Origin of the sequence: Bradyrhizobium sp. CCBAU 51627 (assembly GCF_028128765.1) — a bacterium.
Lineage (GTDB): Bacteria > Pseudomonadota > Alphaproteobacteria > Rhizobiales > Xanthobacteraceae > Bradyrhizobium.
Genome location: NZ_LBJG01000085.1, coordinates 58,432 through 82,237, shown reverse-complemented (window position 1 = coordinate 82,237; position 23,806 = coordinate 58,432). Strand labels below are relative to the sequence as shown.

Genomic DNA, 23,806 nt, shown 5'->3' with positions numbered 1-23,806 from the left:
ATCAATGGCTTCAGGGCATAAGCGCTGGGGCTTGGTCTGAAAGTGCCGGACGTTCCGGTCAGGCCAGGCTCCGCAATCGGGGTTCGCGCTCCTTGCCCGGCACGTTGTGGGGTCTATCTTGAATTCTCGTTCGCTTGCTCGCGCGCTCTTGGCTTCGGTTGCGCTTGCCGCCAGCGTTGTGCTTGCCGGCTGCGACACCGATCAGGTGTCGCTGGCGACCAACGCCAAGGCCAACCAGCCGGTCTCGCCCAAGCTTGTCGCCGCGATGGGCGAGAAGAACATGGATCTGCAATCGCCGATCCTGATCCGCCTGTTCAAGCAGGAGGCCGAGCTCGAGGTCTGGAAGCAGACCCGCTCCGGCCAGTTCGCCCTGCTCAAGACCTATCCGATCTGCCGCTGGTCGGGCGATCTTGGCCCGAAGGTGCGCGAAGGCGACCGCCAGGCGCCGGAAGGATTCTACTCGATCAATCCGAGCCAGATGAATCCGCAATCGGCCTATTACCTCTCATTCAACACCGGCTTCCCCAACGCCTTCGACAAGGCGCTGGGCCGCACCGGCTCGCAGCTGATGGTGCATGGCGATTGCTCCTCGCGCGGCTGCTACGCCATGACGGACGAGCAGATCGCGGAGATCTATTCGCTCGGCCGCGAGTCCTTCTTCGGCGGCCAGAAGGCGTTCCAGTTCCAGGCCTATCCGTTCCGGATGACGCCGGTGAACATGGCCAAGCACCGCAACAACCCCAACATGCCGTTCTGGCGGATGATCAAGGAAGGCTATGATCATTTCGAGGTGACGCGGCAGGAGCCGAAGGTCGATTTCTGCGAGAAGAAATACGTATTCGACGCGGCCAAGGCACCCGACGCCAAGCGCGATCCCGTGTTCGACGCTTCGGCAAAGTGCCCGGCCTATGTGATCCCCGAGGAGATCGCCAGCGCCGTGCGCGAGAAGGAGCAGCGCGACGAGGCCGAGTACAACAAGCTCGTCGCCAAGGGCACGCCGGTGGCGCGTATGAACACCGGCATCGACGGCGGCATGAACAAGATCTTCGCGGCCAAGATTCCGGAAGGCTCGACCGGCCTGTCGGAGAGCGCCGAAGGCAATACGCTGCAGATGCTGGCGATGTCGAAGGCACCGGGCACCATCCCCGGCACCGTCAATCCGCCGAAGCCGAATCTCGAGCCGGTCGCCGCCACGCCGCAGGAAGAGCCGGTCGTCGCCGCGCCCGCGAGCAACACCCGCGTCGCCTCGGCGCAGCCTGCCGAAAAGTCCGGCTTCTTCTCCAACCTCGGCCGCAAGATGGGCTTTGGCACCGCCGACGCGACGGCGACCACGCCGCCGCCGCAAGCAACTGCGTCCGTCGCTCCCGCCACGACGCCGACGACCGCAGCATCGCGGCTGAAGGCCGCCGTGACGCGGTTCGCGCCGGGGCACCACGATGCCGCCAAGGACAAGCCGGCAGTTGCCGCAAAGCCCGCCGAGCCGGCCAAACCCGCCGAGACCAAGATGGCTGCCACGCGGCCCGCGCTGAAGCCGTCGGTGAACGACGCCGCCGCGAGTGGAAGCTCGCAGATGGCGGGCGCCGCGCCCGTGGTCTCGTCGAACTCGTTCGACAGCCGCTTTGGCGCGATGAAGTAGACAGGCGGTAGTCTCTAACGAAACCTCTCGCCGACTCCTCCGGCATTATCATCACCTAGATTGCGTCTCGTGCACTCCCTGGTACTCTCTCTATCTCCAAGGGGTTAAGACTTGGATCGGGAGCGCACTGAGGGCATCGCTGGAACGCCTTGGACGGAGACTGAGATCTCCGCCGTGGTCGATAGCTATTTTCAGATGTTGGCGCTTGAGAGAGCGGGTGCAGCCTACAGTAAGGCGCAAAATCGACGCCAACTGCTGACAATCGTCCATCGCTCGGAAGGGTCAATCGAACGTAAGCTTCAGAATATCTCCGCTGTTCTCGATAGGCTCGGTGCGCAGTGGATTAATGGCTACAAGCCCCTGGCACATTATCAAGATGCTTTGGTGGCCGCAGTCGAGCGCAACGTCCGCCATACACCGGACTTCCTTTATCCTGCGAATATCGACACTCAACCGCTGACGATGAGTGATGATGGGGTATTCGTTGCCCCGCCACCCGTCGAAGACATCGACAAGACGTTGACGCCTGCTGTCCGCCGCTTGGTCGGCAAGTTCGATCCAGCTGAGCGCGACGCTAGGAATCGTCAATTGGGCAAGGCCGGTGAGAGATTCGTCGTGACTTTTGAGCAAGACCGTCTACGGCGCGCGGGGCGCGAAGACCTCGCCAGTAGCGTTCGCTGGGTCTCCGACTTGGACGGAGATGGCTACGGTTATGACGTGCGCTCATTTGAAGCTGACGGCCAAGAGCGACTGCTGGAGGTCAAGACGACATGCGGACACGAACGGACTGCGTTTTGGCTCACTAGGCGCGAGGTCGATGTCGCCGCGGAACGAAGCGACAAGTATCGAATCCGGCGAGTCTTTCACTTTCACAATCGGGCGCAGATGTTTGAGATAGCTCCACCACTCGACGGTGCACTCCTCATGACGCCAACGACGTATTTCGCAGAGCCGAGATAACGTTCGCCTGAATTCTGAGCCGGGCGAGAGAGGCAGTCGATAAAAGATATTGCAGAAGCGAGGTTGGCGTGGCGGCTCTATAGCAAAGCGAAACGCCCCATTTTCTCAAGTTCAATCCCTTCGGATAAATAAAATTTCTCTTTACCCGAACACCCGAAACACCTTATGCTCCGCGCCATCTCATCCCTCCGGAAGGGGCGGGTCGCGATCGTCACGGTTCGTGGGGTGGGTTGCGGTGGACGCGGGCGGCGTTGGCGCCAGATGCGGTCGCAGGGCGGGTAGTCCCCGTGAGCGATGCGCGGGCGCGTGCACGACGGCGCTGCGCCCGGCCAAAGCCCCACAGGGCGAAGACGGGCTATCCTGCGTACGGCAAAATCGTGTGGTCCTGACGTCCGAAGTCTGTACGTCAAGTCTTGTGGTGGTTCGCGCTTGTCCAACCGGACGACGCGCATCGGCAAGCTGCAAGGCGACGGGGGCAATAGTGCATCGCTCCCCGAGGAGAGCGCGACATAAGCCGTTCAACCACTGCGCAGGGAAGGCCGGTTATCGGGCTGTACCTGTGTTTCCCCTGTGAGCGTCTACCTCACGCATCATGCACAGGGGCTCGCGGGTACCAGCCGGTACCCGGCCTTCCCTGCGCCCTTCCGATTCGAAGGGCGCGAAAGCGGAACAAAATCCGGGCGCACAGCGTCGCGGGATCGCGATGTCATGGCTGTTTGACAATCGAATCGGGAAGACGCGGCCACCCCCTACGGCGCCAGGTACCGCATCAGCTCGGGATTGCCCTTCACCTCGCTCGCCGCGCCCTGCAGCGCGACGCGGCCGCGATCCAGCACATAGGCGTAGTCGGCAACGCGGAGCGCCAGGTCCAGGTGTTGCTCGACGATGATGACGGCAATGCTCTTCGCGAGCTCGATCAGGCGCTCGGTGATCTCCTCGATCACGCCGATCCAGACGCCTTCGGTCGGCTCGTCGAGCAGCAGCAGTTTTGGATCCCCCAACATGGCACGGCCGATGGCGAGCATCTTGCGCTCGCCGCCGGACAGCGTGCCGGCGGGCTGGTCGAGGCGCTGGCCGAGCTTCGGGAAGATGCTGAGCACACGGTCGACCGCATTGGCATCCTTGCTGAAGAGCGAGCCGACCGCGAGATTGTCGCGCACCGACAGGCGCGCGAACACCGAGTGCTCCTGCGGCACGTAGCCGATGCCCGCGCGGACACGCTCCTCGGGCCGGCGGCGGCTGATGTCGCGGCCGTCGAAGCCGACCTCGCCCTTCCACGCCGGCAGTTCACCGACGATGGTCTTCATCAGCGTGGTCTTGCCGGCGCCATTGCGCCCGAGCACGGCAACGCCGCCGCGCCAGGGAATGCCGAGGGTGACGTCGAACAGGACCTGGCTGCGGCCATAGCCGGCGTCGAGATGCTTGATGTCCAGGAATTCAGGCACGGCGCAAATAGATCTCCTGGACGGACGGATTGGACTGGATCTCGGACACGGTGCCAGAGGCCAGCACCTTGCCCTGGTCGAGCACGGTCAACCGGTCACAGATGTCGCGGATGAAATCGAGGTCGTGCTCGACGATGACGAGCGAGCAGTGCTTCTTGATCGGCTGCAGCAGTTCGCCGGTGACGCGGCGCTCCTCCAGGCTCATGCCGCCGGTCGGCTCGTCGAGCAGCAGCAGTTTCGGCTTGCCCGCGAGCGCCATCGCGATCTCCAGCCATTGCTGCTGGCCGTGCGAGAGCGCGGCTGCCGCTTCGAAAGCGCGGTCGGCGAGCCGGAATTGCGTCAGCATGGTCATGACCTGATCGTGCAGCGCGGCGCGCGTGCGCGAGAACACGAGATCGAACAGCGAGGACTGCGCCTGCAGTGCGAGCAGGATGTTGTCGTACAGCGTCAGCGACGGCAGCACCGAGGTGATCTGGAATTTCAGGCTCATGCCGGCGCGCGCCCGCTCGGTCGGCGTGAAGGCGGTGATGTCGGTGTTGACGAAGCTTACCTTGCCTTGCGTAGGGACTTCGGCGCCGGCGATGCACTTCATCAGCGTGCTCTTGCCGGAACCGTTCGGGCCGATCAGGCCGTGAAACTCGTTTTCGCCGACGGTGAGCGCGGCTTCATCAAGCGCGGTGAGCTTGCCGAAGATCTTCGAGACGCCTGCGGCCTCAAGGAGCGCCATTTTGCTTCCCCTTGATGCTGGCACCAAAGCTGCCGACCCGCTCGCGCTCGCCCAGCACAAAACTGATCAGACCGAGCGGCCGGAACAGGATCACCAGCAGCAGCAACAGGCCCAAAATGATCGGCCAGACGTCGCGATAATTATCCGAGAGCCAGAAGCTGACGCCCTCGACGATGACGGTGCCGATGACGGCACCGATCAGGGTGCCGGAGCCGCCGAACAGCACGTAGAGCACCACCTGGGTCGAGACCACCACGCCGACCATGTTTGGCCAGACAAACCCTTCGTGGAAGGCATAGAGGCTGCCGGCGAGACCTGCGATAGCGCCGCCGATCGCGAAGATGATCGCTTTCAGATGCTGCGCCTTGTAGCCGAAAAAGGCGATGCGTTGCTCGTTCTCACGCAGGCCGGCGAGGGCGAGGCCGAACTGCGAACGCACCAGGAAGCGGCAGAGCAGGTAGACAACGACGAGGATGCCAAGCACGAGATAGTAGAACGCCGGCCCTTCCGAAAATTCATAACCACCTGATGTCATCGGCGCGATCGACGGAATGCCGTTCTGGCCGCCGAGATAGTACCAGCCGCGCGCGAGCCGGTCGGCAGCGTACGAGCCGGTCAACGTGCCCAGCGAGACGAAGATCACGCTGGAGGGATGCCGGCCCAGCAGCAGGAAGCCGCCGAGCAGCAGCGCGAAGATCAGGCCGATCAGCGTGCCCGCGGGCAGCACCAGAAAGACGTTGGTGATATCGAAGTCCCGGGCGAGCAGCGCGACGCCATAGCCGGCCGAGCCAAAGAACAGGGCCTGACCAAAGCTCATGATGCCGGCATAGCCCCAGACCAGGTCGAACGACAGCGCGAACAGCGCGAGAATGATCACGCGCGTTGCGAACACCGTGAGGTAGTCCTGCAGCGCCAGCGGCGCGACCAGCGCGGCGACCAGCACCACGCCCTCCACCATCGGCAGGACTTTTCGCACCGATGCGGCCTTCCCTGCCGTTCCGTGGCTATCCATTGCGAGGTCGGTCTCCCCGTCGATCTCGGCGGGGATCACCTGTTTCACTGCACCCATCGACTTCGGCATTTCAAGTTAAAACATCCCTGAATTGGGTTCACCTGGTACCAGCTGGAATTTCACCTCTCCCCGGCGGGGAGAGGTGAAGAACGGCCGCCTCAACATTCCTTGGGATCGACCAGACCTTCGCTGCGCGCGACGATCTCGTAATTCCCACCCTTGGCGACGGCGGTGTACATCTTCATCTTGCAGTGCCGTTTGCCTGGCACCATCTCGGCAGGTCCCCCGGGGCCTTCGGCGATCTTGGCATGGTCGAGCGCGGCGGCGACCGATTCGCGATCGATCTTGCCGGCTTCCTTGACGGCGGCTTCCCACAGCTTGAGGCCGCGATAGGTGCCGGTCGCGGCACTGCCAGCGGCGAACAGGAAGTTGCCCGGAAAATCCTTCTCGTAGGCCGCCTGGATTTTTGCGTCGAACGGGTTCTCCTTGGCGAGGACCTTGAAATAGTCGAGGCAGCTGGCAAGGCCCTCGATTTCATTCGCCTGATTGATGTTGAGGGTGTTCTCGTCATAGTAGACACAGGCGAGACGCCCGCCATTCTTGAGGAAGCCCGCTTCATAAAGCTGCTTGAAGAACGGACCGACACCGGGAGGGATGACGGTGTTGAAGACGACGTCGATCTTGTTGGAGATGATGCGGTTGACGGTCGCGGAAAAGTCGATCTGGTCGAGCGGATAGTATTCCTCGAACACCACCTCGCCGCCATTGGCTTCGATTACTTTGCGGGCATAGACATTGAGCGTATGCGGCCAGACATAGTTGGCGCTGGGCAGCGCGAACTTCTTGCCGCCGTTCTTGATCAGCCAGGGGATGAACTCGTCGCATTGCTGCGCCGGCGTCGGCCCGGTGCAGAACAGATAAGGCGTGCACTCCTTGCCTTCATACAGCTGCGGATAGATGTAGAGCGTCTTGCCGCGCGTCACGATCGGGTCCTTGATCGCATTGCGCATCGACGAGGTGATGCCCCCTAACACCATGTCGACCTTGTCGCGCTGGATCAGCTTGCGCACGTTGCCGACCGCGACCGATTCGTTCGAGGCGGTGTCCTCGATGTAGAGCTCGAGCGGACGGCCGAGCAGGCCGCCTGACGCGTTGATCTCCTTGATCACCATCTTGGCGACATTGGCGTCGGCATTGCCGGCATAGGCGATCGGGCCGGTGAGGTCGGTCGCGATGCCGACCTTGATCGGGCCTTCGGCGGCGTTGGCCCAGGGCGCAGGGATCACCCAGCTGCCGACCCCGGTCGCGACCGCGCCGGACGCGAACGCGAAATTGGACAGGAAGCGGCGGCGCGAGAGCTGACGATCGAACATATGACTAAACCCCTTTTCCAGCGATGAGGCCCTGCGGCCGGAATTTGATGAAGGCAATGGCAAGAACGAAAACGAGCACATCGGCGACCACGGGTGCCATCACCCAGGGCAGCGCGGCGCTGAGCGTGCCGATCACGCCGGCGCCGGCGACGGGACCGATGAAGGAGCCGACGCCACCGACCATGACCGCGACAAAGCCCTGGATCAGGAAGCGGATGCCGAGATCGGCATAGAGGCTGAACACCGGCACGATCAGCGCGCCGGCAAGGCCGGCGAGCGCGGAGCCGAACGCAAAGGTGGCGCCGTACATCAGTGGCGTGGAGATGCCTGAGGCCCGCGCCAGCGACGGATTTTCCAGCGTGGCGCGCATGCGGAGGCCAAAGCTCGTACGGGAGAGCAGGAGATAGCAACCCGCCATCACCAGCAGCGTGACGACGATGATGGTGAAGCGCCACGCCGAGATGTGCATGGTGCCGATATCGATCGAGCCGCCGATCGGCTCGGGCACGGTGAGATAGAAGCCGCCGATCAGTCCGCGCACCGATTCGCGGATGATCAGGCCGAGCGCGTAGGTGCCGAGCATGGCCACGATCGGCGCGGCGTAGAAGCGCCTGATGATCAGCGCCTCCAGCACGAAGCCGAGCGCACCGACCAGGAAGGGTGCGGCGACCATGCCGGTCCAGATCGGTAGGCCCTTGGCGTAGGCGAGATAGGTGATATAGGCCCCGAGCAGGACGAACTCGCCCTGCGCGAAGTTGAAGATGCCCATCATGCTGGCGATGATCCCGAGCCCCAGCACGATCAGGACGATGATCGCGCCAAAACTCAGGATCTCGAACGCTGCGACGAATGCGTTAGCCATACGTTGGATTCTTGTCTCGACGCATTTTCTTGACGCGAACCGGTATCCACTTCGCTCGAAAACGCTCTGCAGCCCAGCCCGCCTTCACCGGCTCACATCTTCTTCCAGTCGCCGATCTGCTCGAACGCATGCGCGGCGCGGTAGATGGTGGATTCCTCGAACATGCGACCGACCAGCATCAGTCCGACCGGCAAGCCATCGACCATGCCGCAGGGCAGCGACATCGCGGGATGATGGGTGATGTCGAACGGCGCAGTGTTGGAGATCATCTCGAGCGCGCGTGCGACATACTCCTCGCGGCTGGCGGTCGGCTCCGGCAGCTTCGTCGCCTTCATCGGCGTCGTCGGCAGCAAGAGCAGGTCGTAATCCCCGAACGCCTTGTCGTAGGCGGCGGTGAGCCGCCGCGAGATGTTCAGCGCCTTGCCGTAGAAGCGCGGACCGAAATTGTTATTGATGTAGGTGCCGAGCATCATGAACAATTTCGTGGTCTCGGACAGCGAATCGGCCTGCCGGCGCCAGCCGCGGTGAAAATCCATCAGCGAGGTCGAATAGAGATCGCCGCGGGAAAGGCCGTAACCGTCGCCGAACATCATGGTCTGGGTCAGGCCTTCGGTGCCGATCGGGGTCCAGATCGCGCCGCCCAGGAGATGCATCGGGACCGACACCGTCTCGACGCTGGCGCCGAGATCCTTGAACCGCTTCGCCGCTTCGCGCACGCTTTCGTTCACCGCAGCCTCTGCGCCCGCCTGCTCAAAGCCTTCCTTGAGGATGCCGATCTTCATGCCCTTGACGCCCTGGCCGAGCGCCTTGGTGTATTCCTCGACCTTCGGGGCCTTGATGCGCGGATCGTAGCCGTCATCGCCGGCGAGCACTTCGAGCAGCAGCGCGTTGTCGGCGACCGTCGCCGTCATCGGGCCGGTATGATCGACGTAGATCTCGATCGGCATGATGCCGGTATAGGGCACGAGGCCCCAGGTCGGCTTCATGCCATAGATGCCGCAGAACGATGACGGCATGCGGATCGAGCCGCCCTGGTCGCCGCCGATCGCCATGTCGACCTCGCCGAGCGCGACCACGACGCCCGAGCCTGAGGAGGAGCCGCCGGCCGAGTAGCCCATCTTGTGCGGATTGTGTACCGGCCCATAGGAACCGGTGTGGCTGCCGCCGGACAGGCAGAAGTGCTCGCAATGGGTTTTGCCGACGATCTCGGCGCCGGCGTCCAGCATACGCGTGACGATGGTGGCGTCGAAATCGGGCACATAGCCTTCCAGCGTCGACGAGCCGTTGGTCATGGGCACGCCGGCCAGCATGATGTTGTCCTTGAGCGCGACGGTCTTGCCCTTGAGCTTGCCGTTGGCGGCGCCCTTCACCGTGGACTTGCGGTACCAGGCGTTGCGCGGGTTCGCCTCCGGCGACGGCCGATGGCCCGGCGTGCGCGGATATTTCACCTCCGGCACCTCGTCCGGCATCGTGGCCACGAGATTGTAGGCCTCGATCGAGCCCTGCATCAGGCCGCGGAACGAGGCGACGTCGTCGTCGGTCAGCGAAAGGCCGCACTGCTCGGCGACGCTGCGAAGCTGGGCTGGCGTGGGAAGGACAACTGTCACGGCGCTCTCCTGAAGTTTCTTGACGCGGTTCCTTGAAAACGTTGGGCGGGGCCGCTCAAGCGCGACGCGCATGCCGCCGGCCCCACCGATACATTCAAAACGGAAATATTTTCCTTTTCAAGTATTATTTTGCAATGGCGCCAGCGCGGACCGCTGCGCGCGTCAGATCGGCTTGATCAGCCTCGCGTCAGATCGGCTTGATTAGCCTGAAGTCGAGGCCATCGGCCGCGGCGAGATGCATCGGCATCCGCGCGCGCCCATCGCGAATGGTGACCACTCCGCGGGCGCCGCTGTAGACGATGTTGCGGCCGGCTGCGAGCATCGGCCGTGTCGCCAATGAGCCGGTCTTGTTGGCGACCGCTTCGAGGAAACGCAGGCCTTCGTAAGCGGACTGTCCAACCGAGCCGATCGGCGGCGCGTTCGGGCCGAACATCGCGCGATAGCGGCTCTGGAAGTCGTCATTGGCGCGCGTGCCGGTGCCGGTGAAATAGCCGGACGCGCAGAACATGTTCTCGCTGTTGTCGGCGCCGATGCCGAGCAGAACGGTGTCGTCCATGGCGCCGGCAAGCCGCAGCGTGGTGGCACCCAGGCCGCATTCGCCGAAAGCGCGATTGAAGGTGCTGCTGTCGGTGCCGATCAGCGAGATCAGCACCACGTCAGGCCGCGCGGCGCGGATGCGCGCCAGATGCGGCTCGTGATTGTCCTCGCCGAGGGGCACGAACTCCTCCCCGACGACGTAGCCACCGGTTTCCCTGATGTAATTCTTCACGGCCCGGTGCGACTGCCAGGGCCAGACGTAGTCGCTGCCGATCAGATACCAGCGCTGCGCCTTCTTGACGTCGGCCAGCCAGTGGATCGACGGCCGGCTCTGCCAGCGCGGTGTTTCGCCGATCGCCATCACCCCCGGCGTGCGCTCGCCGCCTTCATAGACCGGTGTGTAGATATAGGGGATGCGGTGGCGCGTGGTGACGTCGCGCAAGCCGACGCGGACCGCGCTGGTGTGCAGGCCGAGGATCAGATCGAGCTCGTCAGACGCGATCGCCTGCTCGGCGCGGTTCAGGACCTCGTCGAGCGGTCCGCCGGCGTCGTAGATGGACAGTTCGATCTCGCGGCCGAGGATACCGCCGCGCTTGTTGATCTCGGCGACCGCGAGCTGCGCGCTGTTGGTGGCGCAGGGTCCCCAGATCCCAGGCGAGCCGGTGCAGCAGATGAAGCCGCCGACGCGCAGCTTGTTGGCGCCACGGCGTTTGAAAAAGGCGTGATCACTCGGCAACAAGCCGCCGTCATTCGCCGATGACGACAGATTCCTGAACAGCAGGGACGGCGGTAACGCCGGACCGCCGTGAGCCGGGAAGTTCACCGTCGCGCGCACGCCAACTCCTGTCTGGCACCAGACCTGAAAGCACATTGAGCAGGCGGCCGCGGCATCCGCCCTTTTGTTGGGCAATGATCCTATTTTGAAAATATTGAATATTCAACAATTGAAGTGCATATAGATGCAGCATTGATTGCAAGACATTCACTCATTTGGGTCAAGACGAAGTCTTAGCCGTGGCAAAATCGAACGCTCCCATCACCGAACATCTCGCTTATCTGCTCGCGCAAGCCAACCGGGAGATCAACCGGCAGTTGGAACTGCGCTTGAGCAAGGAGGGAGTTCCTGTCGAGCAGTGGCGCATCCTGAAGGTGCTGTCGGACGGCGACGGCCATTCGATGGGCGATCTTGCGGACGCGGTGCTGCTCAACCATCCGACGCTGACCAAGATGATCGATCGCATGGTCTCCGACGCACTGGTCTATCGCGTGCAGGATCCCAACGATCGCCGCAAGGTGCTGATGTTCATCTCCGACCGCGGCAAGGTGCTGTGCAAGAAGCTCAACTCGCTCGCAGTCGACCAGGAAGAGCACATTTTGGAAAGCTACGGGGACAAGTCGACGAGCGAACTGAAGCGGCTGCTGGAGAGCTTGATCGACAGCTCCAATTGAGGGCGACGATTCAATCTCCTCGCCGCCCTGGACAAGCGAAGCGCAGATCCAGGACGACGATGTGGAGGAAGCTGCCCGCCATAGGCACAACCGTCATCGCCCGATTTAATCGGCCGATCCAGTATTCCAGAGACCAATGTGATTGAACCGAGGCGCCGCGGCGCACTAGGTCGCCCGGTCAAGCCGGGCGACGACGGCGTTGAATGAGGCGCGAGCACCGCGCCTCACATTCAGGCCTTACGCATACCGTCCGTGGCAGTGCTTGAACTTCTTGCCGGAGCCGCAGGGGCAATCCTCGTTGCGGCCGACCTTGCCCCAGCTGGCCGGGTTCTTCGGGTCACGCAACGCGGCGTCGGTGTGCTGCGGGGCCAGCGAGACGTTGGCGACGGCCATTTCATCTTCGCCTGTGTTCGGATCGAACTTGTGCGCTTCCATCTGCGGCAGCACGGGCGCTTCCTGCTCCGGCGGGACGATCTCGACCCGCATCAGCTGCGCGGTGACGGCCTCGCGCAAGTGCGCGCTCATCTCCTGGAAGAGGTTGAAGGCTTCGGTCTTGTACTCCTGCAGCGGATCGCGCTGGCCGTAGCCACGCAGGCCGATGACCTGGCGCAGATGATCGAGCATGATCAGATGCTCGCGCCAGAGATGGTCGAGCGTCTGCAAGAGAATGGTCTTCTCGACGTAACGCATCACGTCGGGACCCCATTGCCCGACCTTGGCCGCCATGTGCTCATCGGCACGGTTCTCGATGCGGTTGAGCAGCTCCTCGTCGGCGATGCCCTCTTCCTTGGCCCAGTCGTCGACCGGCAGGTCGAGATCGAGCACGCGCTTCAGCTCGTCCTTCAGGCCGGCGACGTCCCACTGCTCGGCATAGGCATGCTCGGGCACGTGTTTGGCGACGAGATCCTCGATGAAAGCGTGGCGCATGTCGGCGACGGTCTCGGCGACGCTCTCGTCCTTCATCAGGTCGACGCGCTGGTCGAAGATCACCTTGCGCTGGTCGTTCTGGACGTTGTCGAACTTGAGCAGATTTTTGCGGATGTCGAAGTTGCGGGCCTCGACCTTCTGCTGCGCCTTCTCGAGCGCCTTGTTGATCCAGGGATGGATGATCGCCTCGCCCTCCTGCAGGCCGAGACGCTGCAGCATGCTGTCGAGGCGATCCGAGCCGAAGATGCGCATCAGATCGTCTTCCAGCGACAGGAAGAACTTTGAGCGGCCAGGGTCACCCTGACGGCCGGAACGGCCGCGGAGCTGGTTGTCGATGCGGCGGGATTCATGCCGCTCAGAGCCGATGATGTAGAGGCCGCCCGGCTTCTTCACGGTCTTGGCGGGCTTGCTACCCTTGGCCGGCTCGACCTCGACGGTTTCTTCCGCCTTCAGCACGATGTCACGGAAATGGGCGATGTCGGCCTTGATCTGCTCGATCCTCGATGCCTTCTCGGCCTCGTCCTCGATGCCCACAGTTTCCTGCTGGATGCGCATCTCGAGCGATCCGCCGAGCTTGATGTCGGTACCGCGGCCGGCCATGTTGGTCGCGATCGTGATCGCGCCCGGCACGCCGGCTTCGGCGACGATGTAGGCTTCCTGCTCGTGGAAGCGCGCATTCAGCACCGCGAACAGCTTTGCCGGCTTGCCGGCCCGCGCGGCGGCATAGAGCTTGTCGAGCGCGTTCTCCTTGCCGAAGTCGATCTGCTTGTAGCCGTTCTGCTTCAGGAACTCGGCCAGCACTTCCGACTTCTCGATCGAGGCGGTACCGACCAGCACCGGCTGGAGCCGTGCGTTCGCGCGCTCGATCTCGGCGAGGATCGCCTGGTATTTTTCCTTTTGCGTCCGGTAGACCTCGTCGTCCTCGTCGAGGCGCGCGATCGCCAGGTTGGTCGGGATCTCCACGACCTCGAGCTTGTAGATGTCGAACAGCTCGTCGGCTTCGGTCGCGGCCGTGCCGGTCATGCCCGCGAGCTTCTCGTACATGCGGAAATAGTTCTGGAAGGTGATCGAGGCCAGCGTCTGGTTCTCGGGTTGAACCTGGACGTGCTCCTTGGCCTCCAGCGCCTGGTGCAGGCCTTCCGAATAACGCCGGCCCGGCATCATGCGCCCGGTGAACTCGTCGATGATGACGACCTCGTCGTCGCGGACGATGTAGTCCTTGTCGCGGGTGAACAGCGTGTGGGCGCGCAGCGCCTGGTTGATGTGGTGGACGACGGAGACGTTCTCGACGTCGTAAAGCGACTCGCCCTTGAGCTGGCCGGCGTCGCGCAGCAGCGTCTCGATCTTCTCCATGCCGCCTTCGGTCAGCGTCACGGTGCGCTGCTTCTCGTCGACCTCGTAATCGCTCTTGTCGAGCTTGGGCAGGAAGCTGTCGATGGTGTTGTAGAAATCCGAGCGATCGTCGAGCGGGCCGGAGATGATCAGCGGCGTGCGCGCTTCGTCGATCAGGATGGAGTCGACTTCGTCGACGATGGCGAAGAAGTGCGGCCGCTGGACCATGTCCTCGAGCCGGTACTTCATATTGTCGCGCAGATAGTCGAAGCCGTATTCGTTGTTGGTGCCGTAGGTGATGTCGCAGGCATAGGCTGCCTTGCGCTCGGCATCGTCGAGGCCATGGACGATCACGCCCGTGGTCATGCCGAGGAAGCCGTAGATCTGCCCCATCCAGCCGGAGTCGCGGCGGGCGAGGTAATCGTTGACGGTGACGACGTGGACGCCTTTGCCCGCAAGTGCGTTGAGGTAGACTGCAAGCGTTGCGACCAGCGTCTTGCCTTCGCCGGTCTTCATCTCGGCGATGTCACCCTCATGAAGCACCATGCCGCCGATCAGCTGGACGTCGAAATGACGCTGGCCGAGCGTGCGCTTGGCCGCCTCGCGCACCGTGGCGAAGGCGGGCACCAGGAGGTCGTCCAGCGTCTTGCCTTCGGCAAGCTGCTTCTTGAACTCGGCGGTGCGGGCCTTGAGCGCCTCGTCGGAAAGTTTGGCGAACTCGGGCTCCAGCGCGTTGATCGCGTTGATGCGGGACTGATATCCCTTCACCCGCCGGTCGTTGGCGGAGCCGAAAAACTTGCGGGCGAGCGCGCCGATCATGCCTAGTTCCTGTGTTCGCGATTCAACCGCGTTGGGCCTACGAAGTTGTCACCCGCCAGCCTATCAACTCACCGTGACGCCTTCTGACGCCAGAGCCCGGACTGCGGGGTCATCCGCCATATGGGTGGGAATTGGGCTAGTCTGGGTTCACCGGCCAAAAACGCAGCAAAATAAACGCCATCGCCATGGTCGCGACCGGGCAGAGATATGGCCCGGTCAGGGCCTTGTCAACGGCGGCCGCATTGCGGCTAATTCATCATTTTGACAGACTTTTCGCGTTGCCAAGCCCCCCTGAATTGGGCGAGTGTCCGCCCCGCTCAAGCAGCCCCTGCTTCAACATAAGGATTTTCCATGACCACCTCGTTCCCGGTAACTACCGGCCAGCGTTTTCGCCATGCGTCCGCCCTGGCTGGCTCCCTGGCCCTGGCGCTGTGTTTGGCGTTCGCGGGCCCGCTCCGGGCGGCCGACGATCCCGTTCTGGCCAAGGTCAATGGCGCTGAAATCAAGAAGAGCGACGTCACCATGGCCGAGGAGGAGCTCGGACCGAGCCTCGCCCAGATGGATCCGGCGACCAAGGACGAGAACGTCCTGTCGTTCCTGATCGACATGAAGATCGTGGCCAAGGCCGCCGAGGACAAGAAGGTCGCCGACAGCGACGAGTTCAAGAAGCGGATGGCGTTCGCTCGCAACCGCCTGCTGATGGACAGCCTGCTCGCCAACGAAGGCAAGGCCGCCACGACCCCCGATACCATGAAGAAGGTCTATGAGGAGGCCTCCAAGCAGATCACCGGCGAGCAGGAAGTGCGCGCCCGCCACATCCTGGTCGAGACCGAGGACGAGGCCAAGGCGGTGAAGGCCGAGCTCGACAAGGGCGCCGATTTCGCCGAGCTCGCCAAGAAGAAGTCCAAGGATCCGGGTTCCGCCGACGGCGGCGACCTCGGCTTCTTCACCAAGGAACAGATGGTGCCGGAATTCTCGGCGGTCGCGTTCGCGCTGGAGCCGGGCAAGATCTCCGACCCCGTGAAGTCGCAGTTCGGCTGGCACATCATCAAGGTCGAGGAAAAGCGCAACCGCAAGGCGCCGGACTTCGAGCAGGTCAAGCCCCAGATCGAGCAGTACGTCACCCGCAAGGCCCAGGCCGACTACGTCGCCAAGCTCCGCGCGGATGCCAAGGTCGAACGGATGGATCAGGCTGATGCGTCCAAGGATGCCAAGCCGGCCGACGCGACCAAGCCTGCCGATGTCAAGCCTGCCGACGGCAAGATGGCGCCTCCCGCCAAGAAGTAAGAATTTGCTGTCACTTCGCTGACGCCAAGAGTATCTAAGCCTTCGTGATGCCCGGCCCCCGTGCCGGGCATCTGCTTATCCAGTTCCCACGAAGGCGCCTCGCGATGTCCTCCTCCGTCTCTCCCCTCGCCCCGAAGAACGTCCCCGATATGCCCGTGATCGCGGGCGTCCGTCTTGCGACGGCCGAGGCCGGCATCCGCTACAAGAACCGTACCGACGTGCTGCTGGCCATCATGGACAAGGGCACCGCGGTGGCCGGCGTCTTCACCAAGTCGAAGTGCCCGTCCGCGCCGGTCGAATGGTGCCGCGCCAAGCTGAAGGGCGGCAAAGCCCGCGCGCTGGTCGTCAATTCCGGCAACGCCAATGCCTTCACCGGCAAGACCGGCCGCGCCTCCACGGCCCTGACCGCGAAGATCGCGGCCAAGGCGGTCGGGTGCAGCGAGAGCGAGATTTTCCTGGCCTCGACCGGCGTGATCGGCGAGCCGCTGGACGCGACCAAGTTCGACGGCGTGCTGGGACGCCTCGCCGTATCAGCGGAAGCAGGCGAATACCTCGCCGCCGCCAAGGCGATCATGACCACGGACACCTTCCCGAAGGTCGCGACCGCGACCGTGAAGCTCGGCAAGGCCAAGGTCACCATCAACGGCATGGCCAAGGGCGCGGGCATGATCGCGCCCGACATGGCGACGATGCTGTCCTTCATCTTCACCGACGCGCCGATCGCGCCCGCCGCGCTCCAGGCGCTGCTCAAGGCCGGCGTCGAGGACACGTTCAACGCGGTCACGATCGACGGCGACACCTCGACCTCGGACACGCTGCTGGCCTTCGCCACCGGCGCCGCCGCCGAGCACGGCGCACCCAAGATCAGCCGCGCGAGCGATCCGCGCCTGAAGGCCTTCGTGAAAGCCTTCAACCAGATCCTCGCCAATCTCTCGGAACAGGTCGCCCGCGACGGCGAAGGCGCGCGCAAGCTGGTCGAGATCACCGTCGAGGGCGCCAAGACCAAGGCCTCGGCGCGCAAGATCGCGATGTCGATCGCCAACTCGCCGCTGGTGAAGACCGCGATCGCCGGCGAAGACGCCAATTGGGGCCGCGTGGTGATGGCGGTCGGCAAGGCCGGCGAGCCGGCCGATCGCGACAAGCTGTCGATCTCGTTCAACGGCATCCGCGTCGCCAAGAGCGGCGCGCGCGATCCATCCTATGACGAGGCGCAGGTGTCGGAAGCGATGAAGGCCCCGGAGATCGCGATTCTGGTCTCGCTCGGCCTCGGCAAGGGCCGCGACCGCGTGCTGACCTGCGACCTCACCAAGGAATATGTCGCGATTAACGGGGACTACCGGTCCTAGCGATCATGGCCGAGCTCAAGCTCACACTGGTGGTGGCCTGCGCGCTGGTCGATGCCGACAAGCGCGTCCTGATCGCGCAGCGACCGGAAGGCAAGACGCTCGCCGGCCTCTGGGAATTTCCCGGCGGCAAGTGTGAACCCGGCGAACGGCCCGAACAGAGCCTGATCCGCGAGCTCCACGAGGAGCTCGGCATCACCGTCGCCGAGCCGTGCCTCGCGCCGCTCACGTTTGCGAGCCACGGCTACGAGACCTTTCATCTCTTGATGCCGCTCTATATCTGCCGGCGCTGGGAAGGGCTGGTGACGCCCCGCGAGGGCCAGACCCTCGCCTGGGTCCGAGCCAACAAGCTGCGCGACTATCCGATGCCGCCCGCGGACATTCCGCTGATCCCGCATTTGATCGATTTGCTGATGTGAGGCGGGCCGTGCCCCGGACGCAGCGCAGCGCCCTTGCGGTGCGCTGCAGAGCCGGAGCCCAGAGAGGCAAAGAGCGCGGTCCCGGCTCTCCGCAGCAGCGTTTCACGCTGCAGCGCGTCCGGGACACGTGTCACTCTTTTCCCGCCTTCTTCACCGCCTCCGCAAGGCTCGCTTTCGCCGAACCCGGCTTCAGCGGCTGCTGCTGGCTTGCATGCGGCGCCCAGCCGGACAACCAGATGATGTCGAAGGTGGCGCGGATGCGCCCGTCGGCATCGGCAAAGCGCTCGGCGTAGATTTCGGCCATGCGCAGCAGCGTCGCGCGCCGGCTCGGGGTGCGGCGGCGCTCGATCAGGACGTTGGCCGCGCCCATGCGGCGGAGATCCTGCATCAAGGCGAACGCATTGCCATAACGCACCACGACGCGATCGACATCGGTCACCGGCAGCGCAAAGCCCGCCCGCTGCAACAGCGCGCCGATGTCGCGCAGATCGGCGAACGGCGCGACGCGCGGCGACACGCCGCCCTCGCATTCGGCCTCCGCCGCGGCAAAAGCCTGCCGTAGCTCGGTCAGGCTGTCGCCGCCGATCATCGCGGCCAGCAGCATGCCATCCGGCTTCAGCGCACGACGAATTTGCGCAAGCACGCCCGGCAGATCGTTGACGAATTGCAGCGCCAGCGCCGAGACGACGAGATCGAGGCTCTCAGGCGCGAACGGCAATTTCTCCGAGCCTGCAGCATCGAGCGCGATCCGTTGGATGGAGGGCAGCCGGGCGCAAAGAGCGGCGAGCCCCTCACCTGGCGTCCAGAGGTCGGCCGGCGCGCGAAACTCCCGCATCACTGCGGCCAGCCGGTCCGACATGTCCTCGACGACCCGGTCGAGCAGAAATGCCACTTCGCCTTGCGCCTGCGCACGCCGCTGCCGCGCATGCAGCAAGGCGCGATCAAATAACGCGGGCGGGGTCTGCGGGTCCTGAGCCATGCCGCTGGTTACGCCGATCGTGCTGGTCATTGCAATCTCTCGTGTCCCGGACGCGGTGCGGCACGCAGTGACGCTCAGCAGACACAGGGACCCATGCTTCTGCGCATGCAGCTTCTGGGCCCCGGCTCAGCAACGCACCGCTCCGCGCTGCGTTGCGTCCCGGGGCACGAGACTGCGGCTTGAGCCCGCGCTAGCGGAACGCTAGCCTCCTCCCATGGACGCCGACGCTGCCCCCACCCGTTCCATCGCCGCACCCTTGCGAGCTGCCTGGTTGGCCGGCCGCCACGTGCTCACGCGCGTGGCCAAGCTCTCGCTCGACATCGCCCTGCCGACTTTATGCGTGTCCTGTCGCGAGCCGGTCGATGGCGAGGGCGTGTGCGCGGCGTGCTGGGCAAAGCTGTCGTTCATCGAACGACCGTACTGCCCGCGGCTTGGCATTCCCTTTGTCTATGACCCCGGTCCCGACATGCTGTCGATGGAGGCCATCGCGAGCCCGCCGGCCTACCAGCGGGCCCGCGCGGCGGTGCGCTACGACGACGTCGCACGCATCCTGGTGCATGCGCTGAAATACCAGGACCGCACGGACCTCGCGCCCGCCATGGGCCGCTGGATGGTGCGCGCGGGCGGCGAACTGCTCGCGGGCGCCGACATGCTGGTGCCGGTGCCGCTGCACTGGCGCCGGGCCTGGCGGCGACGCTACAACCAGTCCGGGGCGCTGGCGCACATCATCGCGCGGCAGAGCGGGGTGAAGGTACGGGGCGAAGTGCTGCGCCGGGTGCGCGCCACCGAGCAGCAGATCGGCCTGTCGCGGGCACAGCGGGCCACCAATGTCCAGGGGGCATTCCAGGTATCCCCCGACCGTCAGGCCGAGGTCCAAGGCCGGCGCATCATCCTGGTCGACGACGTCCTGACATCGGGTGCGACCTTGGATGCCTGTGCGCGCGCTCTGCTGCGTGCCAAGGCAGCCCAGGTCGACGTGCTGGTCTTTGCCCGGGTTGTCGAGATCAGGTAAAGTCCCATATAATTCAATAAATTCATGACATGAGAGCGCTGGACGCCATGACCGCTGCTGTCGAGATGTATACCAGGCCGGGATGCGGCTATTGTTCCGCCGCCAGGTCGCTTCTGACCCGCAAGAAGGCGGCCTTCACCGAATTCGACGTCGCCAAGAACCCGTCCTGGCGCGAGGAGATGTACGATCGCGCCGGCCAGGGCTCGACCTTCCCGCAGATCTGGATCGGCGGAACCCATGTCGGCGGCTGCGACGATCTCTATGCGCTCGACCGCGAAGGCAAGCTCGACGGCATGCTCGAAAGCGTCAAGGCGGTCTCATGAGCCACAATCAAGCTCAAGACAGAACCTTTACCGCTGCCATGGTGCAGATGCGCACCGGCTTGATGCCCGAGCCGAGCCTCGCGCAGGCAACCAGGCTGATCCGGGAGGCCGCTGCCAAGGGCGCTGACTACGTGCAGACCCCTGAGGTCAGCAATATGATGCAGCTGAACCGCAAGGCGCTGTTCGAGCATCTCCAGAGCGAAGAGGATGACACCTCGCTGAAGGCGTATCGCGCGCTCGCAGCAGAGCTGAACATCCACATCCATGTCGGCTCGCTGGCGCTGCGCTTCTCGCCGGAGAAGGCGGTCAACCGCTCCTTCCTGATCGGGCCCGAGGGCAATGTGCTCGCGAGCTACGACAAGATCCACATGTTCGACATCGAACTGCCCGACGGCGAGAGCTATCGCGAGTCCGCCAACTACCAGCCGGGCGAGACCGCCGTGATCTCCGACCTGCCCTGGGGCCGTGTGGGCCTGACGATCTGCTACGACGTGCGCTTTCCCGCGCTCTACCGCGCGCTGGCCGAGAGCGGTGCATCCTTTATCACGGTGCCATCGGCTTTCACCCGCAAGACCGGCGAAGCGCACTGGCACGTCCTGCTGCGCGCGCGCGCGATCGAGACCGGCTGCTTCATCTTCGCAGCCGCCCAGGCGGGCACTCACGAGAACAAGCGCGAGACCTATGGCCACTCGCTGATCATCGATCCCTGGGGCGAGATTCTCGCCGAGGGCGATGTCGAGCCCGGCATCATCATGGCCCAGATCGACCCGGCCAAGGTCGAGACCGCGCGCCGCGCGATCCCCTCGCTCCAGCACGGCCGCCGCTTCGGTGTCTCCGATCCCAAGGCCGGGCCGGATCACCTCCACCTGGTGCGGGGATCGGCATGATCCGCTACGCACTCCATTGCGACCGCAAGCATGAGTTCGAGAGCTGGTTTCAGAGCTCGTCCGCTTATGATTCGCAGGTGAAGCGCAAGCTCGTCACCTGTCCGATCTGCGGCTCGGCCAAGGTCGATAAGGCGATCATGGCGCCGCGCATCGTCGCCAAAAAGGGCCGCGGCCGCGCAGCACCGCCACCGGAGCCGGCGACGACCGCCGCACCCGAGGCTACGCCGTCAGGACCGACCTCGCTGATGATGGCCCAGGAGCGCGAGCTGCGCGCCAAGCTGAAAGAGCTGCGCGACCACATCGTGAAGAACGCCGACAATGTCGGCGAGCGCTTTGCGAATGAAGCCCGCGCGATGCATTACGGCGACAAGGAGCACCGCCCGATCTACGGCGAAGCCTCGCCGGATGAGGCGAAGTCGCTGATCGAGGAAGGCATCGAGGTGTCGCCGCTGCCGACACTGCCGGAAGACCGGAACTGACGCGCAAAGCGCGTCAGAATCCCACCAGCAGCGCCACGCCGACCACGATCAGCACGATGCCAAGGATCTCGCGCGGCGCGATCGGCTGCTTGAACGAGTAATATGCCACGCCCTGCGCGAACAGCACCTCGATCAGCGCAAGCGTGCGAACATTGGCAGCGGCCGTCAGCGCGAATGCCAGGAACCAGAACTGAGAAGCGAAGGCGCCCGTGAAGCCGGCGAGCATCGATGGCCGCCACATTCCGAGAATTCCCCGCAATACATTAGGTGCGCGCCAGAGCAGATAGATCGTCAGCACCAGCGTTTGCACGAACAGGCCGAGCACCAGCGTGAAGGAGGATGCCGTCACGAAGGAGACGTTCGGCACCGTGATGATGGCGCCGCGGAAACCGACCGCGGAGAGGGCGAACGCCGCCGCGGCGACCAGGCCGGTGATCGTCGGCTTCAGCTCGGCAAAGCCCTTCTCGCCGCCCGGCCGCAGCGCGGTGGTGACGACGCCGACCGTCGCGATCACGATCGCCAGCACCTTCAGCCAGGTCAGGTGATCGCCGAGGAAGACGAAGCCGAAGATCGCGGTCTGGATCGCCTCGGTCTTGAGATATGCCGTCGTCACCACGAAGGAGCGGTCGTTCATCGCGAGCAGCATCAGACCGGTCGCGATGATCTGGCTGAGCGCGCCCAGCAGCAGCCACGGCCAGAACACTGACCGCGGCATGCTCACATGATCGCCAGTTGCGACCAGCACGACGCCCAAGAAGAGCAGCGAGAACGGGAAGCCGAACAGGAAGCGGATATTGGTCGCACCCCAGGTCCCCAGCGGCTTGGTCAAAGACCGCTGCATCGCATTGCGCGCGACCTGGCCGAGCGCAGCAATGACCGTGAAGGGAATCCAGAGGCTGGTGACGGTGGGCATGGGGGATGGGGACTGCTACGGGAATGATAATGCAACCTGCCGACGCCACGGCCGCGGGTCAATCACGCCCACGTCATAGGAGCGATGCTCTTGCTAAAAACTCGTTGTCGTCCCGGCCCCCGCGCGCAATTGCGCCCTAGGCCGGGACGACACCGATTTTGTATTCGCAGCCTGCCCTCACACCATCCCCTCCGCCACCACCATGTAGTTCACGTCCATGTCCGACGAGAGCGTCCATTTGTCGGCGAAGGGCGAGTAGACGACGCCGGTCTGCTCGGTGATGACGAGACGATTGTCGAGCAGGTGTTTGGTCAGCTCGTCGGGGGTGACGAACTTGTTCCACTCGTGGGTGCCGCGCGGCAGCCAACGCAGGACGTATTCGGCGCCGACGATGGCGAGCGCAAAGCTCTTCCAGTTGCGGTTCAGCGTCGAGACCACCATCAGGCCGTTCGGCTTCAGCATCGAGGCGCAGCGCTTCAGGAAGACGCCGACATCGACGACGTGCTCGACCACCTCCATCGCCAGCACGATATCGAAGCGCTCGCGCGGGTCGATCTCCTCGACCGTGGTGCACCGATAGTCGATCGCAAGGTGGCTCTTGTCGGCATGCAGCTTTGCCGCCGCAATGTTGCTCGCGGACGGGTCGACGCCGATGACCTGTGCGCCCAGCCGCGACAGCGGCTCGCAGAGCAGGCCGGCGCCGCAGCCGATGTCGAGCACGCGCAAGCCGGCGAGGCAGTTGAGGCTGCGCACATTGCGCTCGAACTTGCGGCAGGCGGCGTCGCGGATGTAGCCGAGCCGCAGCGGATTGATCCGGTGCAGCGGCGCCATCTTCCCCTTGGGGTCCCACCACTCGGCGGAGAGTTTCGAGAATTTCGCGATCTCGGCGGCATCGACGGTCGAGCCGGGCGGGAGGCTTGCTGGTGCGGAAGTATCTTGCTGCATGCTCATGGTTGCGCGCGGTCCTACCGCGTGGTGATCGAACTACGGAAGGCCAGCGGCGAGGCGATGGTTTTGATCGTCTCGATCCCCTCGCCGACGCCGCGAATGGTCACGTCGCCGTAGTTGAGAATTCGTCCGAGAATCGTCTGATCGACGTCGACACTCTCGACCTTGTCCAGCGCCATTTCAAAGGTGCGGCGCTTGATGAACCCGGTCTTGTGCACAACCCTGAGATTGGTGACGTCGGTCTCGGTGGTGAAGCGATGGAACCAGCCCTTCACGGTCCAGTACAGGGCGCCCAGCGCCACCAGGCCGGAGCCGAACAGGCACAGGATCATGATGCTGTAAATGTCGGTCTGGCGGGAAATGGCGAACAGAACGATGGCCACGATCCAGGCCAGAATGGCCGGGAAATAGAAGATCCAATGTGCATTGGTCGAATACAGCACCCGCTCGCCGGGCTGCAGGATCTCGTCGATATAGCGCGCCATAACCTCTAATAACCCATTGCCCGGATTGGCGATGCAGGAACCCGC

General features: G+C 64.0%; 22 protein-coding genes. 10 read left to right on the top strand and 12 right to left on the bottom strand.

Features of this window, described 5'->3' with window-relative positions:
• Positions 1–118: 118 nt before the first annotated feature.
• Positions 119–1,636 (top strand): L,D-transpeptidase family protein, encoded by a 1,518-nt coding sequence (locus XH88_RS30480; RefSeq protein ID WP_271671921.1) that lies wholly within the window; start codon positions 119–121, stop codon positions 1,634–1,636.
• A 174-nt stretch (positions 1,637–1,810) separates the two neighbouring features.
• Positions 1,811–2,596: a DUF3883 domain-containing protein gene (locus XH88_RS30475; RefSeq protein ID WP_271671920.1), complete on the top strand. Its 786-nt coding sequence runs from the start codon at positions 1,811–1,813 to the stop codon at positions 2,594–2,596.
• 749 nt (positions 2,597–3,345) lie between these two features.
• On the opposite strand, the gene XH88_RS30470 is transcribed toward XH88_RS30475, so the two are convergent.
• The 7 genes from XH88_RS30470 to XH88_RS30440 all read right to left on the bottom strand — a co-directional run bounded on the left by XH88_RS30470 (position 3,346) and on the right by XH88_RS30440 (position 10,994).
• Positions 3,346–4,041, bottom strand: coding sequence for a branched-chain amino acid ABC transporter ATP-binding protein (locus tag XH88_RS30470; protein ID WP_271671919.1), 696 nt, complete (start codon positions 4,039–4,041; stop codon positions 3,346–3,348).
• Complete coding sequence (locus XH88_RS30465) at positions 4,034–4,768, bottom strand: ABC transporter ATP-binding protein (protein ID WP_271671918.1); 735 nt, start codon at positions 4,766–4,768, stop codon at positions 4,034–4,036. Before XH88_RS30465 ends, XH88_RS30470 begins: the two co-directional genes overlap by 8 nt.
• Positions 4,755–5,849: a branched-chain amino acid ABC transporter permease gene (locus XH88_RS30460; protein ID WP_271671917.1), complete on the bottom strand. Its 1,095-nt coding sequence runs from the start codon at positions 5,847–5,849 to the stop codon at positions 4,755–4,757. The genes XH88_RS30465 and XH88_RS30460 overlap by 14 nt, the downstream gene beginning before the upstream one ends.
• An 89-nt stretch (positions 5,850–5,938) precedes the next feature.
• Complete coding sequence (locus XH88_RS30455) at positions 5,939–7,153, bottom strand: substrate-binding protein (protein WP_271671916.1); 1,215 nt, start codon at positions 7,151–7,153, stop codon at positions 5,939–5,941.
• Between the two features lie 4 nt (positions 7,154–7,157).
• Positions 7,158–8,015, bottom strand: coding sequence for a branched-chain amino acid ABC transporter permease (locus XH88_RS30450; RefSeq protein ID WP_271671915.1), 858 nt, complete (start codon positions 8,013–8,015; stop codon positions 7,158–7,160).
• Between the two features lie 92 nt (positions 8,016–8,107).
• Positions 8,108–9,622 (bottom strand): amidase, encoded by a 1,515-nt coding sequence (locus XH88_RS30445; RefSeq protein ID WP_271671914.1) that lies wholly within the window; start codon positions 9,620–9,622, stop codon positions 8,108–8,110.
• Between the two features lie 187 nt (positions 9,623–9,809).
• Positions 9,810–10,994: a substrate-binding domain-containing protein gene (locus XH88_RS30440; RefSeq protein WP_271671913.1), complete on the bottom strand. Its 1,185-nt coding sequence runs from the start codon at positions 10,992–10,994 to the stop codon at positions 9,810–9,812.
• Positions 10,995–11,173: 179 nt separating this feature from the next.
• On the opposite strand from XH88_RS30440, the gene XH88_RS30435 reads away from it, so the two are divergent.
• Positions 11,174–11,608 carry a MarR family winged helix-turn-helix transcriptional regulator gene (locus XH88_RS30435; RefSeq protein WP_271671912.1) on the top strand — a complete coding sequence of 145 codons (435 nt, stop codon included), beginning with the start codon at positions 11,174–11,176 and terminating at the stop codon, positions 11,606–11,608.
• Between the two features lie 237 nt (positions 11,609–11,845).
• Here the strand turns inward: XH88_RS30435 and secA are convergent, their stop codons facing one another.
• The gene (secA, locus tag XH88_RS30430; protein ID WP_271671911.1) at positions 11,846–14,686 is read right to left on the bottom strand and encodes a preprotein translocase subunit SecA; all 2,841 of its coding nucleotides are present in this window, start codon (positions 14,684–14,686) and stop codon (positions 11,846–11,848) included.
• Positions 14,687–15,037: 351 nt separating this feature from the next.
• Between secA and XH88_RS30425 the strand changes: the two genes are divergently transcribed.
• From XH88_RS30425 to XH88_RS30415, 3 genes are all read left to right on the top strand, one after another.
• Positions 15,038–15,973 carry a peptidylprolyl isomerase gene (locus XH88_RS30425; protein WP_271671910.1) on the top strand — a complete coding sequence of 312 codons (936 nt, stop codon included), beginning with the start codon at positions 15,038–15,040 and terminating at the stop codon, positions 15,971–15,973.
• A gap of 104 nt (positions 15,974–16,077) precedes the next feature.
• Complete coding sequence (gene argJ, locus XH88_RS30420) at positions 16,078–17,319, top strand: bifunctional glutamate N-acetyltransferase/amino-acid acetyltransferase ArgJ (RefSeq protein WP_271671909.1); 1,242 nt, start codon at positions 16,078–16,080, stop codon at positions 17,317–17,319.
• A 5-nt stretch (positions 17,320–17,324) separates the two neighbouring features.
• Positions 17,325–17,735, top strand: coding sequence for a (deoxy)nucleoside triphosphate pyrophosphohydrolase (locus XH88_RS30415; RefSeq protein WP_271671908.1), 411 nt, complete (start codon positions 17,325–17,327; stop codon positions 17,733–17,735).
• 130 nt (positions 17,736–17,865) lie between these two features.
• On the opposite strand, the gene XH88_RS30410 is transcribed toward XH88_RS30415, so the two are convergent.
• Positions 17,866–18,744: a methyltransferase domain-containing protein gene (locus XH88_RS30410; RefSeq protein WP_271671907.1), complete on the bottom strand. Its 879-nt coding sequence runs from the start codon at positions 18,742–18,744 to the stop codon at positions 17,866–17,868.
• Positions 18,745–18,928: 184 nt separating this feature from the next.
• On the opposite strand from XH88_RS30410, the gene XH88_RS30405 reads away from it, so the two are divergent.
• Genes XH88_RS30405 through XH88_RS30390 form a run of 4 tightly spaced genes read left to right on the top strand, consistent with a single transcriptional unit; the run spans position 18,929 to position 21,415 of the window.
• The gene (locus tag XH88_RS30405) at positions 18,929–19,726 is read left to right on the top strand and encodes a ComF family protein (protein ID WP_271671906.1); all 798 of its coding nucleotides are present in this window, start codon (positions 18,929–18,931) and stop codon (positions 19,724–19,726) included.
• 47 nt (positions 19,727–19,773) lie between these two features.
• Positions 19,774–20,049, top strand: coding sequence for a glutaredoxin 3 (gene grxC, locus XH88_RS30400; RefSeq protein ID WP_271671905.1), 276 nt, complete (start codon positions 19,774–19,776; stop codon positions 20,047–20,049).
• A complete protein-coding gene (locus XH88_RS30395; RefSeq protein ID WP_271671904.1) occupies positions 20,046–20,936 on the top strand; it encodes a carbon-nitrogen hydrolase family protein in 891 nt (296 codons plus the stop codon). The genes grxC and XH88_RS30395 overlap by 4 nt, the downstream gene beginning before the upstream one ends.
• Entirely contained in the window at positions 20,933–21,415 is a 483-nt protein-coding gene (locus XH88_RS30390; RefSeq protein WP_271671903.1) for a DUF1178 family protein, read from the top strand. The genes XH88_RS30395 and XH88_RS30390 overlap by 4 nt, the downstream gene beginning before the upstream one ends.
• Before the next feature lie 13 nt (positions 21,416–21,428).
• On the opposite strand, the gene XH88_RS30385 is transcribed toward XH88_RS30390, so the two are convergent.
• The 3 genes from XH88_RS30385 to XH88_RS30375 all read right to left on the bottom strand — a co-directional run bounded on the left by XH88_RS30385 (position 21,429) and on the right by XH88_RS30375 (position 23,761).
• A complete protein-coding gene (locus XH88_RS30385) occupies positions 21,429–22,328 on the bottom strand; it encodes an EamA family transporter (protein ID WP_271671902.1) in 900 nt (299 codons plus the stop codon).
• A gap of 177 nt (positions 22,329–22,505) precedes the next feature.
• Complete coding sequence (ubiG, locus tag XH88_RS30380) at positions 22,506–23,279, bottom strand: bifunctional 2-polyprenyl-6-hydroxyphenol methylase/3-demethylubiquinol 3-O-methyltransferase UbiG (RefSeq protein WP_271671901.1); 774 nt, start codon at positions 23,277–23,279, stop codon at positions 22,506–22,508.
• 14 nt (positions 23,280–23,293) lie between these two features.
• On the bottom strand, positions 23,294–23,761 hold the full coding sequence (locus XH88_RS30375; protein ID WP_271671965.1) for a PH domain-containing protein: 468 nt from the start codon (positions 23,759–23,761) through the stop codon (positions 23,294–23,296).
• Between the last annotated feature and the right edge of the window lie 45 nt (positions 23,762–23,806).

What these genes read in the sequence shown, in the direction of transcription:
- XH88_RS30465 (WP_271671918.1), bottom strand. Translation starts at nt 4,768, where the DNA reads ATGGCGCTCCTTGAGGCCGCAGGCGTCTCGAAGATCTTCGGCAAGCTC.
- XH88_RS30460 (WP_271671917.1), bottom strand. Translation starts at nt 5,849, where the DNA reads ATGCCGAAGTCGATGGGTGCAGTGAAACAGGTGATCCCCGCCGAGATC.
- XH88_RS30455 (WP_271671916.1), bottom strand. Translation starts at nt 7,153, where the DNA reads ATGTTCGATCGTCAGCTCTCGCGCCGCCGCTTCCTGTCCAATTTCGCG.
- XH88_RS30450 (WP_271671915.1), bottom strand. Translation starts at nt 8,015, where the DNA reads ATGGCTAACGCATTCGTCGCAGCGTTCGAGATCCTGAGTTTTGGCGCG.
- secA (WP_271671911.1), bottom strand. Translation starts at nt 14,686, where the DNA reads ATGATCGGCGCGCTCGCCCGCAAGTTTTTCGGCTCCGCCAACGACCGG.
- XH88_RS30425 (WP_271671910.1), top strand. Translation starts at nt 15,038, where the DNA reads ATGACCACCTCGTTCCCGGTAACTACCGGCCAGCGTTTTCGCCATGCG.
- argJ (WP_271671909.1), top strand. Translation starts at nt 16,078, where the DNA reads ATGTCCTCCTCCGTCTCTCCCCTCGCCCCGAAGAACGTCCCCGATATG.
- XH88_RS30415 (WP_271671908.1), top strand. Translation starts at nt 17,325, where the DNA reads ATGGCCGAGCTCAAGCTCACACTGGTGGTGGCCTGCGCGCTGGTCGAT.
- XH88_RS30410 (WP_271671907.1), bottom strand. Translation starts at nt 18,744, where the DNA reads ATGACCAGCACGATCGGCGTAACCAGCGGCATGGCTCAGGACCCGCAG.
- XH88_RS30405 (WP_271671906.1), top strand. Translation starts at nt 18,929, where the DNA reads ATGGACGCCGACGCTGCCCCCACCCGTTCCATCGCCGCACCCTTGCGA.
- grxC (WP_271671905.1), top strand. Translation starts at nt 19,774, where the DNA reads ATGACCGCTGCTGTCGAGATGTATACCAGGCCGGGATGCGGCTATTGT.
- XH88_RS30395 (WP_271671904.1), top strand. Translation starts at nt 20,046, where the DNA reads ATGAGCCACAATCAAGCTCAAGACAGAACCTTTACCGCTGCCATGGTG.
- XH88_RS30390 (WP_271671903.1), top strand. Translation starts at nt 20,933, where the DNA reads ATGATCCGCTACGCACTCCATTGCGACCGCAAGCATGAGTTCGAGAGC.
- XH88_RS30385 (WP_271671902.1), bottom strand. Translation starts at nt 22,328, where the DNA reads ATGCCCACCGTCACCAGCCTCTGGATTCCCTTCACGGTCATTGCTGCG.
- ubiG (WP_271671901.1), bottom strand. Translation starts at nt 23,279, where the DNA reads ATGAGCATGCAGCAAGATACTTCCGCACCAGCAAGCCTCCCGCCCGGC.
- XH88_RS30375 (WP_271671965.1), bottom strand. Translation starts at nt 23,761, where the DNA reads ATGGCGCGCTATATCGACGAGATCCTGCAGCCCGGCGAGCGGGTGCTG.